At 55.6% G+C, this 18,129-nt stretch carries 15 protein-coding genes; 8 read left to right on the top strand and 7 right to left on the bottom strand.

Annotated features, from left to right (window positions below; genetic code table 11):
- Nucleotides 1-73 precede the first annotated feature (73 nt).
- From R0I78_RS03515 to R0I78_RS03495, 5 genes are all read right to left on the bottom strand, one after another.
- On the bottom strand, nt 74-292 hold the full coding sequence (locus tag R0I78_RS03515) for a DUF2835 family protein (protein WP_317074334.1): 219 nt from the start codon (nt 290-292) through the stop codon (nt 74-76).
- Nucleotides 292-2,898, bottom strand: coding sequence for an aminopeptidase N (gene pepN, locus R0I78_RS03510; RefSeq protein WP_317074333.1), 2,607 nt, complete (start codon nt 2,896-2,898; stop codon nt 292-294). The genes R0I78_RS03515 and pepN overlap by 1 nt, the downstream gene beginning before the upstream one ends.
- A gap of 83 nt (nt 2,899-2,981) precedes the next feature.
- Nucleotides 2,982-4,988, bottom strand: coding sequence for a carboxy terminal-processing peptidase (prc, locus tag R0I78_RS03505; RefSeq protein WP_317074332.1), 2,007 nt, complete (start codon nt 4,986-4,988; stop codon nt 2,982-2,984).
- Nucleotides 4,989-4,998: 10 nt separating this feature from the next.
- A complete protein-coding gene (proQ, locus tag R0I78_RS03500; protein ID WP_019935339.1) occupies nt 4,999-5,544 on the bottom strand; it encodes an RNA chaperone ProQ in 546 nt (181 codons plus the stop codon).
- 91 nt (nt 5,545-5,635) lie between these two features.
- A complete protein-coding gene (locus tag R0I78_RS03495) occupies nt 5,636-6,097 on the bottom strand; it encodes a GAF domain-containing protein (RefSeq protein ID WP_019935340.1) in 462 nt (153 codons plus the stop codon).
- A gap of 73 nt (nt 6,098-6,170) precedes the next feature.
- Here R0I78_RS03495 and R0I78_RS03490 point away from each other — a divergent pair, with 73 nt between their 5' ends.
- Complete coding sequence (locus R0I78_RS03490) at nt 6,171-7,958, top strand: ABC transporter ATP-binding protein (RefSeq protein ID WP_317074331.1); 1,788 nt, start codon at nt 6,171-6,173, stop codon at nt 7,956-7,958.
- Here the strand turns inward: R0I78_RS03490 and R0I78_RS03485 are convergent, their stop codons facing one another.
- On the bottom strand, nt 7,959-8,252 hold the full coding sequence (locus R0I78_RS03485; protein ID WP_317074330.1) for a YebG family protein: 294 nt from the start codon (nt 8,250-8,252) through the stop codon (nt 7,959-7,961).
- Between the two features lie 263 nt (nt 8,253-8,515).
- Here R0I78_RS03485 and R0I78_RS03480 point away from each other — a divergent pair, with 263 nt between their 5' ends.
- The 3 genes from R0I78_RS03480 to R0I78_RS03470 all read left to right on the top strand — a co-directional run bounded on the left by R0I78_RS03480 (nt 8,516) and on the right by R0I78_RS03470 (nt 11,965).
- Complete coding sequence (locus tag R0I78_RS03480) at nt 8,516-9,415, top strand: DNA replication terminus site-binding protein (RefSeq protein ID WP_317074329.1); 900 nt, start codon at nt 8,516-8,518, stop codon at nt 9,413-9,415.
- 63 nt (nt 9,416-9,478) lie between these two features.
- Nucleotides 9,479-10,669 carry a Bcr/CflA family multidrug efflux MFS transporter gene (locus R0I78_RS03475; RefSeq protein ID WP_019935344.1) on the top strand — a complete coding sequence of 397 codons (1,191 nt, stop codon included), beginning with the start codon at nt 9,479-9,481 and terminating at the stop codon, nt 10,667-10,669.
- A 105-nt stretch (nt 10,670-10,774) separates the two neighbouring features.
- Nucleotides 10,775-11,965, top strand: a complete 1,191-nt coding sequence (locus tag R0I78_RS03470) for an amino acid aminotransferase (RefSeq protein ID WP_317074328.1) — start codon at nt 10,775-10,777, stop codon at nt 11,963-11,965.
- A 67-nt stretch (nt 11,966-12,032) separates the two neighbouring features.
- Here the strand turns inward: R0I78_RS03470 and R0I78_RS03465 are convergent, their stop codons facing one another.
- Nucleotides 12,033-13,655 carry a methyl-accepting chemotaxis protein gene (locus R0I78_RS03465; protein WP_317074327.1) on the bottom strand — a complete coding sequence of 541 codons (1,623 nt, stop codon included), beginning with the start codon at nt 13,653-13,655 and terminating at the stop codon, nt 12,033-12,035.
- A 211-nt stretch (nt 13,656-13,866) separates the two neighbouring features.
- Here R0I78_RS03465 and R0I78_RS03460 point away from each other — a divergent pair, with 211 nt between their 5' ends.
- The 4 genes from R0I78_RS03460 (at nt 13,867) to R0I78_RS03445 (ending at nt 18,070) form a co-directional block, all read left to right on the top strand.
- Nucleotides 13,867-15,201 carry a paraquat-inducible protein A gene (locus tag R0I78_RS03460; RefSeq protein WP_317074326.1) on the top strand — a complete coding sequence of 445 codons (1,335 nt, stop codon included), beginning with the start codon at nt 13,867-13,869 and terminating at the stop codon, nt 15,199-15,201.
- Nucleotides 15,194-16,831 (top strand): intermembrane transport protein PqiB, encoded by a 1,638-nt coding sequence (gene pqiB / locus R0I78_RS03455; RefSeq protein ID WP_317074325.1) that lies wholly within the window; start codon nt 15,194-15,196, stop codon nt 16,829-16,831. The genes R0I78_RS03460 and pqiB overlap by 8 nt, the downstream gene beginning before the upstream one ends.
- A 14-nt stretch (nt 16,832-16,845) precedes the next feature.
- A complete protein-coding gene (locus R0I78_RS03450) occupies nt 16,846-17,424 on the top strand; it encodes a membrane integrity-associated transporter subunit PqiC (RefSeq protein ID WP_317074324.1) in 579 nt (192 codons plus the stop codon).
- Between the two features lie 94 nt (nt 17,425-17,518).
- Nucleotides 17,519-18,070, top strand: coding sequence for a histidine phosphatase family protein (locus tag R0I78_RS03445; RefSeq protein ID WP_317074323.1), 552 nt, complete (start codon nt 17,519-17,521; stop codon nt 18,068-18,070).
- Nucleotides 18,071-18,129: the final 59 nt, after the last annotated feature.

Below are 18,129 nucleotides of genomic sequence, written 5' to 3'. Positions count from 1 at the left end.
TCATTTTTTACAATATACAAAATAAAACGACGACACCGTCAGGGCATCGCCGTTAATTGTTATGAATAAATACTTAAATACGTTGCAAACGCTGCAGCGAATTGCGCTCACTCAGCTCCACTTCAAAGCGCCCGTGCAGTCCGCCATGGCCTACAAAAGCACGAAAGTGGTGCAGGGGCAGCTGCAACCTGAGCCCCTGCTCTGTCATGACCGTCAGCGCCGACACCCGGCCGGTATAATATCGCTGTAGTTCGGCCGCAGAAATTGCCAGCCGAAAGTGAAAACGCTGCATCAGTCCAGTGCCTTGCTGATCTTTTCATACAGATCACGAGACAGTGAGGGTAATGCCATCAGCTGCTGCAGCCGCTGCTTTATCAGGCTCTGACGGCCGTCATCGAGCCGGCGGAACTGAATAAAGGGCGTCAGCAAGCGGGAAGCTACCTGGGGGTTGCTGTCGTTCAGTGTGGTCAGTACTTCAGTAAGCAGATCATAGCCGGCACCGTCAATACGATGAAACTGCGCCGGATTACCCTGACAAAAAGCACCAATCAGCGCCCTCACCCGGTTGGGGTTGGTCAGACTGAAGGTGGGGTGTGTCATCAGCTCACGCACTCGTGCCAGCGTATCGGCACCAGGTGCCGTGGCCTGCAGCCGGAACCAGTTGTCCAGCACCAGTCCGTCGTTGCGCCACTTTTGCTCGAACTGTGTCAGCATAGAGTGACGGCAATCCAGCTCACCACGCACCGCTGCGCGCAGGGCTCCCAGAGTGTCAGTCATGTTATCAGCGGCGGCAAACTGATCTGCCACTCTGGTCTGATCACCGGTTAACGCCAGATAACCCAGCGCGGTATTTTTCAGCGCCCGGCGAGCCATGTCATCATGATCAATGCGATATTCCGGTGTCTGGTTCTCTTCATAAGCCTGCTGCCAGGCTGGTATCAGAGCCTCAGCCAGCTCTTTGGCCAGGTGCTGGCGCACTTCGCACAGCTGCTCGATATTCGCCTGTTCAAACAGCTCCAGCAGGCTGTTTACATCCGGCAAGGTCAGCATTTCTGCTTTTAGTGCTCTGTCTATGCCGCTGTCTTCCAGCGTACAGCGAAACACATCCAGCAGGCTGCGGGGCAATACCGGTGCCTGGCGGCGTTGCAGCAGTGCCATATTATGCCGCACCGTATTATTGATAAGCATCTGTACCGCATCCCAGCGTACAAACTCATCCAGACTGACCCGGGCCAGCAGGGTCAGCTGCTCATCGGTATAGAGATAATCCAGTTTTACCGGCGCCGAAAAACCCTGCAGCAGTGCCGGTACCGGACGGGATGGCACGCGCTCAAATACAAATTCCTGCTCGTTTTCCAGCACATCCAGCACGGCATCAGCAGGCTGGCCGTTCAGGTACAGCGATATCGGTTCACCCTGTTCGCTGTAGAGCGCCACGCTCAGGGGAATGTGCAGCGGCAGCTTTTCGGGCTGATCTTTGGTGGGCGGCGTGTGCTGCTGCACCGTCAGGGTATAGCGCTGAGTGTCTGCATCATAAGCATCACGCACCGTCAGCTCCGGCGTACCGGACTGACTGTACCAGCGTTTGAAACGTGTCAGATCCCGGCCACTGGCCTCGCTCATGGCCGCCACAAAGTCATCACAGGTGGCCGCCTGGCCGTCAAAACGCTGAAGATAAAGTGCCAGACCAGCCTGGAATGCCTGCTCACCCAGCAGAGTGTGCAGCATGCGGATCACTTCCGAGCCCTTTTCATACACCGTCAGGGTGTAGAAATTATTCATCTCGATCACCGCATCGGGGCGAATGGGATGGGCCATGGGGCCGGCGTCTTCGGCAAACTGGGGGCCGCGCATAATGCGCACATTACTGATGCGGTTAACCGTGCGCGAGCCCAGATCAGAAGAGAACTCCTGATCCCGGAACACCGTCAGCCCTTCTTTCAGCGACAGCTGAAACCAGTCCCGGCAGGTAACCCGGTTGCCGGTCCAGTTATGAAAATATTCATGACCGATCACCCGTTCCACATCCAGATAATCATCATCGGTAGCGGTTTTGGCGTCTGCCAGCACGAACTTGGCGTTAAATACATTCAGGCCTTTGTTCTCCATGGCCCCCATATTGAAAAAGTCCACCGCTACTATCATGTAAATATCGAGATCATATTCCAGATTGCAGCGCTGCTCGTCCCAGCGCATGGACGCCTTGAGGCTGTCCATGGCATGTCCGGCTCGGTGAAGGTTGCCCTTGTCCACAAAAATTTCCAGCGACACTTCGCGGCCGCTGTGAGTGGTATAGCTGTCGCGCAGTACATCAAAGTCACCGGCCACCAGTGCAAACAGATAAGCAGGCTTGGGAAACGGATCCTGCCACTGCACCCAATGGCGGCCATCATCAAGCACACCCTGCCCCACCCGGTTACCGTTGGACAGCAGGAAGGGGCAGGTGGTGGCATCGGCGGTAATGCGGGTGCTGAAGCGGGCCAGCACATCGGGCCGGTCAAGATAATAGGTAATACGGCGAAAGCCCTGCGCTTCACACTGGGTACAGAAAGCATCACCCGACTTGTACAGCCCTTCAAGGGCCGTGTTGGCCGACGGATTAATGCGGTTTCTGATGGTCAGCACAAATTCCTGGGGCACCTGAGGCAGCACCAGGGCGTTCTCTTCCTGTTCGAACTGAGTGGTTTCAATGCCGTTCACCGACACCGACAGTAACTCAAGTTGCTCGCCATTCAGCACAAGCGGCTCATTATGCTCACCATTGCGGCGCACACGGCTGATGGCCACTACCTCGGTGGCGGTGTCGTGCAGCTGAATATCCAGATCCAGGGTGTCAATCCAGTAATGAGGCGGCTGATAATCGTCGCGATATTGCACCTGAGGTTGGGTTTGGCTCATAGTGAATCTCGTTGAAAATGATGAATGGAAGTGATCAATAAAAAAACGGGGCCGCAAGCTGGCCCCGTATTAACCTGTTTTGCTCAGCCCAGCATGTCGGCCAGATCGGCGGTAATGCGCGCCGCTTCTTCCAGATAGCTGTCTTTAGGCTCAAAATCCTTGGGTGCCTCGTCCAGACTGGCTACCGGCTCCAGATTAGCACGACGCAGCCGGTCATTCAGCCGTGCCAGAGATTTGGCATCCTGCTCTTTCAGCTCGGCTTTACGTTCTGCCAGGTTGAGCGAAATGGACGTTTCGTCTTTTTTCTTCTGATATTCGCGAATATCTTCAAATACATAAGAAAATTCCGGATCCTGCTCAATTCGCGCCTGATGACGCTGGCGCAATTTAGCAAGATAAGGACTCAAATCCTGTACCTGGCTGAAATCAACGCTTTCAATCTGATCCCAGGGAAGTGCGTTTTTCTCCAGGCTTTCTCCGGTTTCATCAGCTTTTATGGGAGTGGGAAACGGAATATCCGGCCTCACACCACGGTTTTGAGTGCTGCCACCATTAATACGGTAGAACTTGGCAATGGTAAACTGAACAAAGCCCATGGGATGTTCATACAGGTCGTAAATGCGCGACAGGCTGCGGTGCTGTTGTACCGTGCCTTTGCCGAAGGTATTTTCACCCAGAATAATGGCCCGGCCATAATCTTTCATGGCGGCAGCGAAAATCTCTGAGGCCGACGCCGAATAGCGATCCACCAGCACAGCCATGGGGCCGTCGTAGCTGATACGATCGTCTTCGTCACCATTCACCGAGATGCGACCCAAACCGTCGCGAATTTGTACCACAGGACCATTATCAATAAACAGGCCGGTCAGGGCCGAGGCTTCGGTCAGCGCGCCGCCGCCATTGGTGCGTAAATCAATGACCAGCCCTTCTATATTCTCCTGCTGCAGCTTCTCCACTTCCCGGGCCACATCAACACTCAGGTTGACGTAAAAGCTCGGAATTTCAATCACACCGATGCGATGCTCGTCTACCTCCAGTACCTTGCCACTGGCGGCCCTGTCTTCCAGGCGCACGGTATCACGGGTCAGTTCAATCACCCGGGGCGTATTGGCCACCGCCTGACCACGCTGGATTTGCAGCCAGACTTTGGTGCCTTTTGGCCCCTTAATAAGATCCACAACTTCATCCAGCCGCCAGCCAATCACATCAGTAATTTTATCCTGCGACTGCCCCACCCCGATAATGCGGTCATCAGGCTGCAGCTCGCTGGACTTGGCCGCCGGACCACCAGGCACCAGGGAGCGAATGACAGTGTAATCGTCTTCGGCCTGCAGCACGGCACCAATACCTTCCAGCGACAGATTCATCTCAGTCTCAAAGCGCTCGGCATTGCGCGGGCTCAGATAGCTGGTATGAGGTTCAATGGCCCTGGCAAACGCATTGGCAAAGCTCTGGAAGGCATCTTCACTTTCACTTTGAGACAAACGTTTGATGGCATTGTTGTAACGCTTGGTCAGGGTGGTCTTGATTTCATCCCAGTCTTTGTCGGCCAGTGCCAGACTCAGGGCATCAAACTTCACCCGCTTGCGCCACAACTCATCCAGCTCCTGACGGCTGGCAGGCCAGTCGGCTTCGGTGCGGTCAAACTGGTAACGCTCGTTATCCTCAAACGTCATGGGCGTGTCGAGCAACGACAGTGCATAGGACAGGCGCTGATAGCGCAGTTTCAGACTTTCGTTGTACATTTCAAAGGCAGAGTCGAGCCGCCCGGCCCGCAGCAGGTCATCAAAGCTGTTGCGAAAGCGCTCAAAGCGCTGAATATCCTGCCGGGTAAAAATGTTACGGTTGTAGTCCAGGCTTTCAATGTAACGATCAAAAATCGCCTGAGAAAACTGATCGTCCAGCCTGAACTGCTTGTAATGAGAACGGGTGAACAGCGCGGTAATCCGCTTGGCCGCTGCTGCGTGCTGACTTTCCGGTGCCAGCGCAGGAATAGCATCAGCATCGATGGCCGGTGCCACTGCCTGAGCAAGGCCAGTGGCCAGCACAGCGGCGGCCACCAGGGAATAACGAATTCCGTGACTGATCAAACCCTACTCCTCAGAGAACTATATGTTCAAATTTAACGCGCACTGACATACCGGTTTTCAGTTCAACCTGAACATCGTCCCGGGTCACTTCCTTAATGGTAGCGGGAACCGGCGACTTGCCCAGCAAAACTTTGACACTCTGCTCTACCGCGAGTTTCGCAGGATCCACTTTTTTTGCACGCGGACGGGGCTTTTTACCGGCCGGCTTTTCCTTGCGCGGGCCAAACACCTTTTCCTTGCTGTCTTTGAGCGCCTGTCTGGCGTGATCAATATGCTCCTGGGTCAGCTCACCGCAGGGGTTGCCGTCGAGGTCAACACGGCTCATGCCGGCCTTGAGGCCGTGCAGATAACGCCAGCTGGAGGTGTACTGGCGCAACGCGGTGCGCAGCAAAGTCTTGGATACCTTGGGATCATCCGTCATGCGTGCCGCCAGATCCTGAAAGATACCAATCTTGAGCGGTTTGGCTTCGCCTTCCGCTACAAAACACTGGGGAAAGCACTCGGCCAGATAAGCAATGACTTCTTTACTGTTTTTCAGTTTTTCAGAGTTTTCCATGAATTACCTTGGGGTTTGAAACCAGTGGGCGCACCGCCCGTTGAAACCGGCATATTATAAGGGCCGCACCAACAAAAGCGACCCCGGCATATTACAGTATTGGCAGTACAGCCCGCACCAACGCAGACAAGCCCTGTTCATCGTGGGCATCAAAGCGATTTAAGTCAGGGCTGTCAATGTCCAGCACGCCCCAAACCTGCCCGTCAGCATCAGCCAGCGGCACCACAATTTCAGAATTGCTGGCGGCATCACAGGCAATATGACCGTCAAATGCATTGACATCGGCTACCCGCTGCACCTGATTGGTTGCGGCTGCTGTGCCACAGACCCCTTTACCAACGGGAATACGCACGCAGGCAGGCTTGCCCTGGAACGGGCCCAGCACCAGTTCATTGCCGTCATGCAGGTAAAAGCCGACCCAGTTAATGTTATCGAGGGACAGGTTCAGCAGTGCCGACAGGTTGGCCAGCTTGGCAATACGGTTGGGTTCGCCTTCGCACAAGGCCAGTGCCTGAGCGGTCAGGCTTTGATAAAATGTGTGTTTTTCGCTCATGGTGTCAGAGAGTTAACGGTTTTGGGTTAACTTACCTGCCCTTCAGGCAAATGAAAACCAAAGATGGTGATGAATGAATAAAAAAGATTCAAACAGCCGGGTTTTGCACTGGTCCGGGCTGATCAGCATGATGCGGCGACATAAAAAACAGCTGATCAGAGCCCACCTGCTGGCCATTGCCGGCACCCTGCTGGCGGTGCCTGTTCCCCTGCTGATGCCATTGCTGGTAGACGAAGTGCTGCTTGAGCAACCCGGCAGCCTGATTGCAGCCCTGAACCCTATATTGCCTGACAACTGGCAGACCGGAGTGGGGTATATTTTAGCGGTGCTGGTGGTGACACTGTTGCTGCGCGTTATGGCCCTGGTATTCAATATTTTGCAGGGGCGGCAGTTTGCCCGGGTAGCCAAACACATTACCTTTCAGATCCGCCAGCGTCTTACCCGCCAGCTGATGCGCACGCCCATGCGCACCTTTGAATCTGTGGGGGCCGGCAGTGTCAGCTCCCACTACATCACCGATGTGGAAACCCTTGACAAATTTCTGGGCGAAACACTGAGCCGGCTGCTGATAAGCCTGCTGAGTGTGATAGGCACTGCCGTGGTGCTGTTGCTGCTGAACTGGCAGCTGGGGCTGTTTATTCTGCTGCTTAACCCTGTGGTAGTGTTTTTTTCGAGCCGGCTCGGCTCAAAGGTAAAGTATCTCAAACGCAATGAGAACAAGGCTTTTGAGCTGTTTCAGCAGGCGCTGGTAGAAACCCTGGACGGCATTCAGGAAATTCGTGCGGCCAACCGGGAGCGCCACTATCTGCGCCGGGTCATCGACAGGGCCCGCGGCGTACGGGATACCGCCATTGAATATCACTGGAAAAGCGAAGCAGCCGGAAAGGCCAGTTTTCTGCTGTTTCTGTCCGGGGTGGAGTTATTTCGGGCCGTTGGCATGATCATGGTGTTGTTTACCGATCTTACTGTAGGTCAGATCTTTGCGGTGTTCAGCTACCTCTGGTTTATGATGGGGCCGGTACAGGAGTTGCTCAATATGCAGTATTCCTTCTATGCCGCCGATGCCGCTCGTAAACGCATTAACAGCATGCTGGCACTGGGCGGCGAGCCTGAGAGTCAGGGCCGCGTTAATCCTTTTACCGGCACCACTACCCTGCCCATTGATGTCAATCATCTGAGCTTTTCGTACGATGGTGAACGAAAAGTGCTGGATGACGTAAGCCTGAGCATTGCCGCCGGTGAAAAGGTCGCTCTGGTGGGTGCCAGTGGTGGCGGCAAGTCCACTTTTATTCAGCTGTTGCTGGGGCTTTATCCTGCCGACAGCGGCGATATTCGTTTTGGCGGTGTCAGCTGCAAGGATATTGGCTTTTCCACCATTCGCGAGCATGTGGCCACCGTGCTGCAGCAGCCGGTGCTATTTAACGATACGGTGCGGGCCAACCTGAATCTGGGTGACGAACACCATGATGATGCCATCTGGCAGGCACTGAAGGTGGCACAGCTTGATGAGGTGGTAGCGGCCATGGACAAGGGCCTGGATACGGAAGTGGGCCGGCGGGGAGTACGGCTCTCGGGCGGACAACAACAGCGGCTGGCAGTGGCCCGCATGATCCTGAAAGACCCCGCCATTGTGATTCTGGATGAGGCTACCTCGGCGCTGGATACCGATACCGAGCAGCGCTTGCATCAGGCCATGTCGGGCTTTCTGAAAGGTCGCACCACCCTGATAGTGGCACACCGGTTAAGTTCGGTGCGTCAGGCCGACAGAGTGATTGTGTTTGAAGACGGAAAAATCAGCCAGTCGGGCACTCATCATGAGCTGCTGGACCGGCCCGGTCTCTATCGCACCCTTTACAGCTGATCAGGCAACGTCTTTAACCTGTTCCTCTTCATGGCCGGCAGCAGCCTTCTGCTTGTCGGCTTTTTGAGCCGGCTTTTTCTTCGGTGCCGCCAGTGCCTGCTGGTTTTCTGCCAGATACAGCGCCAGCGCTTCCCTGTCTTGCTCGTTAAGTGCGACCGGTGCCCCTTCCAGCACGGTTTCGATATGTTCAGCCTGATCGAGCAGCCGGTCATAGGCATCGGCTTCTTTTTTGTTGGTGAAGATCATCTTCTCAATCCCATTACGCACAACACGATATTGAACTTCTACAGCCATAGTGGACTCCTTATCTGTATAAACATACAGTAAACAAGCATCCCTGTTATTTCAAGGGTTAACTGGCAGCCCTGCTATTAAAGGCTAAAATTTGTAAAGGGAGCGCCTGTCTGGCGTTCTCTTAGCGCACGGCTCAGTCAATGAGCCATTCCCCTGAGCCAGGTACACGGATTTCGTACCTGGCTTTTTTTGTGCTGGCTTACTGGCAAACAACGCCGATCTGTATTAGATTAAAAGCTTATATTTTTATGTTGGCATAACTTATGTTTACTCTGGCCGCCGAATTACGTCACACCATGGATCAACTGGAGCTGGCTCTGGCAGAGCTTAACCAGCACCTGCGCCAGCAGGCAGGATCAGCGCCGGTAGCTGCCGCCTGGTTGCTGCCGCAAACACCCACGGGCAAAGAGCACGAGCCGGTAGAGATCATCACCATAGAAGAACACATGGCCGGCCTTCCTGCCCTTGATGCAGCCCTTGCCGCCTTTGGCCGCTGGCATATCTCGCCCGGTTGCTCCGCCAAAGCCAGCTTTCGGCTGCCGGGCTTTGTGCTGCTCCCTGCAGCCAGCCACTCAGTCATCGCTCCTCTGGTAGAAGAGGTGAATCACCTTAAGCAGACCTTTCGTGCTCTGGTACAGCAACTGGACGACAAAGACAAAAAGTTCACTCTGGTGCACGACACCTTTCCGGGTCTGATCACCCTGCAGGTATATCGTCAGCTCACGCTGCTGCCTCGCTCCGCCTCCCGGCTGGGCTTTACCTGGGCCAACAAGCAAATTATTCAGAAGGTAGACAAGATAAAACTGGTGGAGCAACTGATGCAAAGCCGGCTCTCCCCTCCTCCGCTGGTAGATGAGCACACCTGGCTGCAATGTATCGACCGTGAAATTTACGATGTAAAACGTCTGCCCGCTCACATTGAACTGCGCCTGCGCCGGCCGGTCAAAACCCATCCCATGGTCAATGTGCGCTGGCATGAACAGCTCACACCCCGTCAGCAGCAGTTCAAGGCGCACCTGCCGCTGATATTGTGCCAGGATGAACTGCCGGCAGTCACGCCGTTGGGAAACTATCCTCCCGCGAACACCCGCAAGCGACGCAGTGCGCGCATTGGCGGTGAGCCCTTGATTCCGCGGCTGCATATTTATCCGTATCAGCCCTGACATACTGCTGAGTGGCAGTGTTATCATGGCATAATGTTTCTTTTGTAACTGCTGGAGCCCGAAATGGCGCTGCCCCTTTCATTACTGTTGCTGCTGGCAAGCCTGGCCGGGCTGACGCCCCTTGCCATCGACATGTATCTCCCCAGCCTGCCCACCATTGCTGAAGATCTGGGTGTGCCCGTGTCACAGGCACAGCTGACCATCAGTGTTTATCTGGCCGGCTTTGCGCTGGGCCAGCTGTTTTACGGGCCGCTGGCCGATGCCACCGGGCGCAAGCCGGTGATGCTCGGCGGACTGGCGCTGTTTACCCTGGCAAGCCTGGGCTGTGCCTTTGCCAACAGCATTGAAACCCTGATGACCTTTCGGTTGCTGCAGGCACTGGGTGGGGCCGCCGGATCTGTGGTGCTCAACGCGCTGCTCAGAGACATGTTTGAGCGGGACATGTTCGCCAGAGTCATGTCCATGGTCATTCTGGTGATGACACTGGCACCGCTGGTGGCTCCCATTATTGGCGGCTATCTGTTGCTGGTGGGGCACTGGCACAGCATTTTTGTGCTGCTGGCAGTCATTGGTGCCCTGGTCTCGGTCGCGCTGGCGCTGCGCATTCCGGAAACCTTAAAGCCCGAGCACCGGCAATCGTTTCGTATCTGGCCGGTGCTGCAGAACTACAGCCGGGTGCTGCGCCACCGCGCCGCCCTGGGTTACATTGGCTGTGGCGGTCTCACTACCGCTGCCATGTTTGCGTTTATTTCCGGCTCGCCGCTGGTCTATATCGAGTTGTATGGTGTACCTCCCGAGCGCTATGGTCTGCTGTTTGCCCTGAACATAGTGCTGATGATGGTGCTGACCTTTGCCAACAGCCGGCTGGTAAAACACCTGGGCAGTGATCGTCTGCTGAAAACCGGCCTGATACTGGCGGCGGTAGCGGCGATGGCGCTGTTGTTTTTTGGCATCACCGGCATCGGTGGTCTGTGGGGGCTGGTGCCCGCTATTATGCTGCTGATAGCGCAAATCAGTCTGGTGGGGGCCAATTCCATGGCCGGGCTGCTCAGTCATTTTCCCGAGTCGGCAGGCACTGCCTCGGCGCTGGCCGGCACAGTGCGCTTTGGTCTGGGTGCGCTGGCCACCTTTGCGGTCAATGCCAGCCATGCCCTTTCTGCCCTGCCCATGACCCTGGTGATGAGCCTGTGCGCCTGGCTGGCGCTGGCCAGCTATTGGTTACTGGTGCGGCCGGCGCTGACAGCACCAGCATAATTTATGCAACAGCAGCCCTTTTTTTACTACCGGTGCAAGTGATATAACTAAAAGGCATCGCTTTGCGATCACATTCGCTTTTATCAAGAAGGAATTGACAACACTATGTTTGAGAAGGTCACTGCTGCTCCGGCGGATCCTATTCTGGGTCTGACCGATGCGTTCCGCAAAGATGCCCGTACCGATAAAATCAATCTGGGCGTAGGTATCTACAAAGACGAAGCCGGTCAGACCCCGGTACTGCGCTGTGTCAAAAAGGCTGAAGCCCGCCTGGTGCAAGAGCAAACCACCAAAAACTATCTCAGCATAGAAGGCATTGAGGCCTATGGTCAGGTAGTACAGAAGTTGCTGTTTGGTGATGGTGCCGCCATTATTGCCGACAAACGTGCCCGCACCGCTCAGGCACCGGGCGGCACTGGTGCCCTGCGCATTGCCGGCGAGTTTATTGCCCGCCAGCTCGACACCAACACCATCTGGATCTCCAATCCTACCTGGGCCAACCACAGAGCCGTGTTTACCGCCGCCGGTCTTGAAGTAAAAGAATACGGCTACTATAACGCCGACACCAAGGATCTCGACTTTGACGCCATGCTCGCCAGCCTGGAAGATGCCAAAGCCGGTGATGTGGTGCTGCTCCACGGCTGCTGCCACAACCCTACCGGCATTGATCCCACTCAGGCGCAGTGGCAGCAACTGGCCAAACTGGCCGCCGACAAGGGCTGGCTGCCCATGTTCGACTTTGCCTACCAGGGCTTTGCTCAGGGTACGGAAGAAGACGCCTATGGCCTGCGTGAGTTTGCCAAACACAATGCCGAGTTGCTGATTGCCAGTTCTTTCTCCAAGAACTTCGGCCTCTACAACGAGCGTGTGGGTGCCTTTACCCTGGTTGCCGCTGATGAAGACACCGCCAATACCAGCTTCAGCCAGGTGAAAGCCATTATTCGCGCCAACTACTCCAACCCACCGTCTCATGGTGCCAACGTGGTGGCCATGGTCGCCAACGATCCTGAGCTGTATGCCGACTGGCAGGCCGAGCTCAAGGAAATGCGCGACCGTATTCAGGAAATGCGCACCCTGTTTGTGGAGAAGCTGGCCGCCCGTGGTGTTAATCAGGACTTCAGCTTTATTGCCCGTCAAAATGGCATGTTCTCCTTCTCGGGTCTGTCCAAAGAGCAGGTAGCCCGCCTGAAAGACGAGTTTGGTATCTACATTGTCGGCTCCGGCCGTATCAGTGTGGCCGGTATTACCAAGGCCAATATCGACGCTCTGTGCGACGGCATTGCTGCCGTACTGTAAGCAGGTACGCCGCTGACAGCAAAAAGCCCCGCACAGCGGGGCTTTTTTATTGCGGTAAGAATTGTGCTTAAATCACAAAACGGCTGACCAGACTGTTCAGCTCACCGGCAAGGCGCGCCAGCTCCTGGCTGGAAGCACTGGTCTGGTTGGCACCGGCCGCACTCTGTACCGACAGATCCCTGATATTCACCAGATTGCCATCCACTTCCCGCGACACATGCGCCTGCTCTTCCGCCGCACTGGCAATGGCGATATTGCGATCATTAATACCGGCAATGCTGGTGGCAATCTGCGCCAGCGCTTCACCGGCCTCACGGGCAATATTAAGAGTGCCGCTGGTACGCTCATTGCTGCTCTTCATGGCAATAACCGCATTCTGAGATCCTTGCTGCACCGCCTGGATCATCTGTTCAATTTCCTTGGTCGACTCCTGAGTGCGATATGCCAGCGCCCTGACTTCATCGGCTACCACCGCAAAACCGCGCCCCGACTCACCGGCCCGGGCAGCTTCAATGGCAGCGTTCAGTGCCAGCAGGTTGGTCTGATCGGCAATGGCCCGGATCACATCCAGCACTGTGGTGATGTCATTTACCCGCACCGCCAGACTCTCTATATTACCCATAGTTTCGCCAATTTCACCGGCCAGGCCTTCAATTGAAGTGACCGTCTGGCCCACCCGGTCCCGGCCGAACTGAGCACGCTCATCCGCTAGCTCCGACTCACGGGATGTACTGGACGCATTGCGCGCCACCTCTTCTACTGCTGTGGTCATTTCAGTAACCGCGGTAGCGGCCTGCTCCAGCTCCTGGCTTTGCTGATGCAGGCCTCTGGTCGACGCTTCTGTCACCGAGCTGAGCTGCTCGGAGGTAGAAGCAAGCTGATGAGAGGAGTCGCTGATAAGCCGCACTGTTTCTTTCAGGCTGTTCTGCATTTGCTGCAATGACTGCAGCAGGCGGGCAGGCTCATCATTCCCTTCCACGTTTACCGGCCAGGTCAAATCACCACCGGCAATGACTTTGGCTACTTTTACTGCATCGCTGATCGGGTGCACTATACTGCGGGTCAGCAGCAGGGCCAGCACGCTCATACCCGCCAGCGCCAGCAGCAGCAAGCCAACTATCGCATTACGCGACAGAGCATAAACCTCATCGGTTTCGGTATTGGTCTGGTCAATGCGCTGATGCTGCACCTGATTCAGCTCACGCAGCAGATCGGCCAGCTGCTCGGCCAGGGGAGCCAGATCCAGCCGCGACGCCAGGTTGGCACCGGCCAGATCGCCTCGCTCGGCCTGACGCATAATGCGTTCGTTGGCCTGCCAGTAGCGCGCTTCCACGGTTTCAAAACGCTGCAGCAACTCACGCACTTCCGGCATTTGCGCCAAACCGTCATATTCACGTTTAAACTCAGCAAGCTTGCGTTTGGCCGCTTCCAGATTGGCCCGGGATTCGGCCCGTTTGTCCGGCTCGGCCGAATTTGCCAGCGCCAGGCTGTGCAGACGAATGCGAAGAAATTCCTTATCAATATTTTCTACGGCTGTCAGGCTGGGAACCCGATGCATCGACAGTATGGTTATTTGCTCATTAAGCCTGTCCAGCTGCAGAATACTGAGCATGCCCAGAATCAACATCAGTGCGCCAATCACACCAAACGACAGTGCAGCCCTCAGGCCAATATTTATATTACGCAACACGCTTGCATGCTCTCCTTTTCAATTTATTACAACATTGTCATCAAACCGTCATGACACATTCATCTTATCGGCAGAGGTACCAAAACATGACTAAAAATGTGATCTGTGTTGCTAAGTGAAGATTATATGTACAGGGGTGTGATTCGACTTTATTACTGATAGGCAACTATCGTAGTATCAAGGCACTGATTTTATTTGCATTAGGTCATCTTTGAGCACGCATCGCCCTCAGCAGCAGCCAGTTTCATGTTCCGACCGCCGGCCATTGATTTCCCGCCGCCGGTTGCGGGTATGCCATGAGTGCGATCTGGTGGTGGCCCTGCCGTCATTATCGCCGGGGCAAAAAGCTGACTGTCCCCGCTGCGGACATACCCTGGTACGTCGTCATGCCAATCCGGCAGAGCGTTCTCTGGCACTGGCGCTGGCAACTCTTATCACCCTGGCGCTGTCGGTGGCCTTTCCCTTTATCGGCTTTGAGTTCAGCGGCATCGGTAACCGCATTGAGCTGACCGAGAGTGCATCAACGCTTATTGGCCTGCATCAGCCACTGGTGGCCCTGTGTGTGCTGCTCACAGTCATTATTCTGCCGCTGGTTTATCTGCTCAGCGTGTGCTGGCTGTGTCTGGGCATGCTGTTGGGACATCCGCTGCCCCGCAGCCCGCAAATTGCGCGTACCCTGCGTCATGTTTCTCCCTGGATGATGGCGGATGTATTTGTGATTGGCACCCTGGTCAGCCTCATCAAGGTGGTCGGCATGGCTGAAATAGAACTGGGGCTGTCATTCTGGACCTTCTGTGGTTTCGCTGTTCTGCTGCTTAAAACCACTCAGTCAGTGGACAAGGACTGGCTCTGGTTTTCGTTGGATCGCACAGGCATGGCGCCGCCGGGCACCCGGGCCGGCCTCACCGCCAGTGAGCAAAACCTGTGCGGCTGTGACACCTGTGGCCTGGTCAATGATATTGCACAAACGCGTAAACCTCGCTGCCGTCGCTGCGACGAGCCCCTGCATCCCTGGCATGGCATTAACAATCAGGCCACCCTGGCACTGCTGGCCGCTGCTATTGTGATGTATCTGCCTGCCAACCTGTATCCCATTATGGTCACGACCTCTCTGGGCAGCAGCTCGCCTTCTACCATTATTGGCGGTGTGCTGTTGTTTATTCAGCACGGTGACTGGCCCATTGCCTTTATTATTTTCACTGCCAGTGTGCTGGTGCCGGTGAGTAAAATTCTGGCACTGCTGTGGCTGTGTTATGTGGTGAAGCAGGAAAAAGCGGGGCTTAACCGCATGAATCGCATTCGGCTCTATCGCATTACCGAGTTTGTGGGCCGCTGGTCCATGGTAGATGTATTCGTGGTGGCCATTCTGGTCGCCCTTATTCGCAACGGCAATCTGATGTCTATCGAGCCCGGCCCTGCCGCCCTTGCCTTTGCAGCCGTGGTAATCCTGACCATGCTGGCCGCCATGCTGTTTGATCAGCGCAGTATCTGGGTCGGTGCCAACCCGAAAAATAATGATAACTCCAAGGAATCCAATCATGCCTGAGTCTTCCCGCGCTGAGCGTAAAACCCAGCGCTCGCTGTCGCCCATCTGGATAGTCCCGCTGGTGGCCGTGCTCATCGGTGCCTGGATGATCTATGACAACCTCAGCAAACTGGGGCCGTCCATTACGCTGGTTATGGATAACGCAGAAGGCATTGAAGCCGGCAAGACCCTGATAAAAACCCGCAATGTAGAAGTGGGCCGGGTCGAGAAGGTCAATCTGTCAGACGATCTGCAACACGCGGTAATCACCGCCCGCATGAGTCCCCAGGCTGAGGATATGCTTAATACCGAAACCCGGTTCTGGGTGGTCAAGCCGCGCATTGGCCGGGAAGGCATCAGCGGGCTGAATACCGTGCTTTCCGGTGCCTACATACAACTGCTGCCGGGCAACAGCAAAGAGTCTCTGCGCCGCTTTAAGGTGCTGGATCAGCCTCCGGTAGCCCCGCCCGACGCCGCCGGCATTCGCATTAATCTTGTCAGTCAGGTGGGCAATGCCATCAGCACGGGAGATCCGGTGACTTATCAGGGATATACAGTGGGCCGGGTTGAGCACAGCGAGTTTGATGCCGAAAAGCGGGAAATGCAGCTTCGCCTGTACATTCAGGCCCCCTATGACTCGCTGGTCACTACCACTACCCGTTTCTGGACCAGTGGTGGCATTGATATGCGGCTCGACTCTCAGGGCTTTCGCGTAAAAGTCGGCTCACTGGAATCACTGGTGGGTGGCGGTATTACCTTTGGCGTACCGGAAAATACCCCTATGGGAAAAAAGGCCAGAGCCAACGCCAGCTATACGCTGTTTGCCGATGAAGAAAGCGCCAATGAAGGCAGTTATGATCAATATCTGGAATATGTGCTGCTGGTAGACGATACGGTCAGAGGACTGGAGCCCGGTGCACCGGTAGAGTATCGCGGTGTGCGCATTGGCTCTGTGGTCAGCGTTCCCTGGCAGTTTACCGCGCCACAACCCGACTCTCTCAGCCGGTTTGCCATTCCGGTATTAATCCGTATTGAGCCCCAGCGTTTCGACAACGAACTGCAGACCATTGATGAGGACCAATGGTATGCCCGCTTTGAACGTATGTTCAGCCACGGTATGCGGGCCTCATTAAAAGCCGGCAACCTGCTGACCGGCGCCCTGTTTGTGGATCTTAATTTTCATAAGGAAGTGCCGGCATTTGAGAAAATGACCTTTGTGCAGCGCCGCGTATTTCCCACCACCTCGGGCAGCTTTGCCCAGATTGAGCAAAAAGTGTCTAACCTGCTCGACAAATTCAACAACCTGAACATAGAGCCGGTAGTCGACAACCTGAACAAAACCCTGGCAAGCACTGAGCAGACCATGGAGAAAATAAACCGCATTGCCGCCTCGGTTGACCGGCTGCTGGCAGATCCGGCGACCACTGAGCTGCCCGCCAATGTTAACCAGACCCTGCGCCAGCTCAGTCATACGCTTGAGGGCTTTGCTCCCGACTCACAAGGCTATAACGAGCTGACCCGGACTCTGTCACGGCTGGAAAAACTGATGGCAGATATGCAGCCGGTGCTGCGCACGCTGAACGATCAGCCCAATGCCCTGATCTTTGACCGTAAACCCACTCAGGATCCTCAACCAAAGGCGGCCAGATAATGCTGAAAAAACACATGAAACATCTAGCCCCGGCACTGCTGGCACTCACCCTGGCTGGCTGTGCAGGCTCCGATAACAGCGCCGGCCAGGCCGACTACCTGCTGCCGGAAAGCCCGGCCGACGAGCAGTATTCAGCCAGACTGTCGGTGATGGTTGCCCCGCTTGATACTGCTGCCTTTCTCGACAGTGACGGCGTTGTTATGCAGATCAGCAGCATTGAAGTTCACCAGGCACGCAATCACTTGTGGGCAGAGCCCCTGCCCGCTCAATTGCGCCAGTTGCTGATCCACCGGCTTCAGTCTGCGCTGCCCGAGTCTCAGGTTATTCAGCGTGGTCAGCCGCAGCATGCCTTGCCTGTGCGTGAAGTAAGACTGAGGCTGGATCGCTTTCAAGGGCACTATGACGGTGTAGCCCTGATCCGTGGCCACTGGCAGATCCTTGATCAAGAAAAAAACCTGCTGAAACAGCGCGCCTTCAGCATTGAGTCTCCGCTCCGGGCAGACGGCTATCCCGAGCTGGTACGGGCACTGGCGGCGGGCTGGGAGCAGCTGGCAGACGAGCTGGCGTCCACGCTGAATGAAATTCCGGGCTGATACAGCCGCTGAGAAGCAACCCCGGAAATTCCGGTCATTTTTGTAATCGCAAGCACAATGGCCGTTATGCGGCCACCGGCAAAGAGGATACGGAATGTTTCTGAAAATATTACTGTTACTGCTGCTGTTGCCACTTGCTGTTAACGCGGACGATGCCAGTGCCTGGCAGGCCCTGAAGGATGGCAACGCCATGTTACTGATGCGCCACACCCATGCTCCCGGGAACGGCGTGGCCACCGCCGTCATTCTGAACGACTGCAGCACTCAGCGTAATCTTGATGAGCAAGGCAAACGGGAAGCCAGAGACTGGGGAGAGCGGCTGCGCCGGCACGGCATTACCGAGGCAAGGGTATACAGCAGCCAGTTTTGCCGTGCACTTGAAACCGCCAGATTACTGAACGTGGGAGAGGTTGAGCCCGCTCCTGCGCTGAACTCGTTTTTCCTGACCCGCGAACGTCGTTCGGCGCAAACCGAGCAACTCAAACAGTTTATTACCGGGCTGGAGCCCGGCCTGCCCATTGTGATGATCAGCCATCAGGTTAATATCTCGGCACTGACCAGCCGCTTTCCTGCCGCCGGTGAAGCACTGATCCTGGCTTTCCCGTTAACAGGCCGGCCTGAGGTACTTGCCAGTATTCGCCCCTGAACTTGTGACGTCAGCTCAGGAGGCGATTTGTTAGCCTATTTCAGGGCCACAATTGTATG

Origin of the sequence: Oceanimonas sp. CAM02 (genome assembly GCF_032842915.1) — a bacterium.
Taxonomy (GTDB): domain Bacteria; phylum Pseudomonadota; class Gammaproteobacteria; order Enterobacterales; family Aeromonadaceae; genus Oceanimonas; species Oceanimonas smirnovii.
Note: the sequence above shows the minus strand (reverse complement) of the source record. Positions and strands in the feature narration are given on the sequence as shown.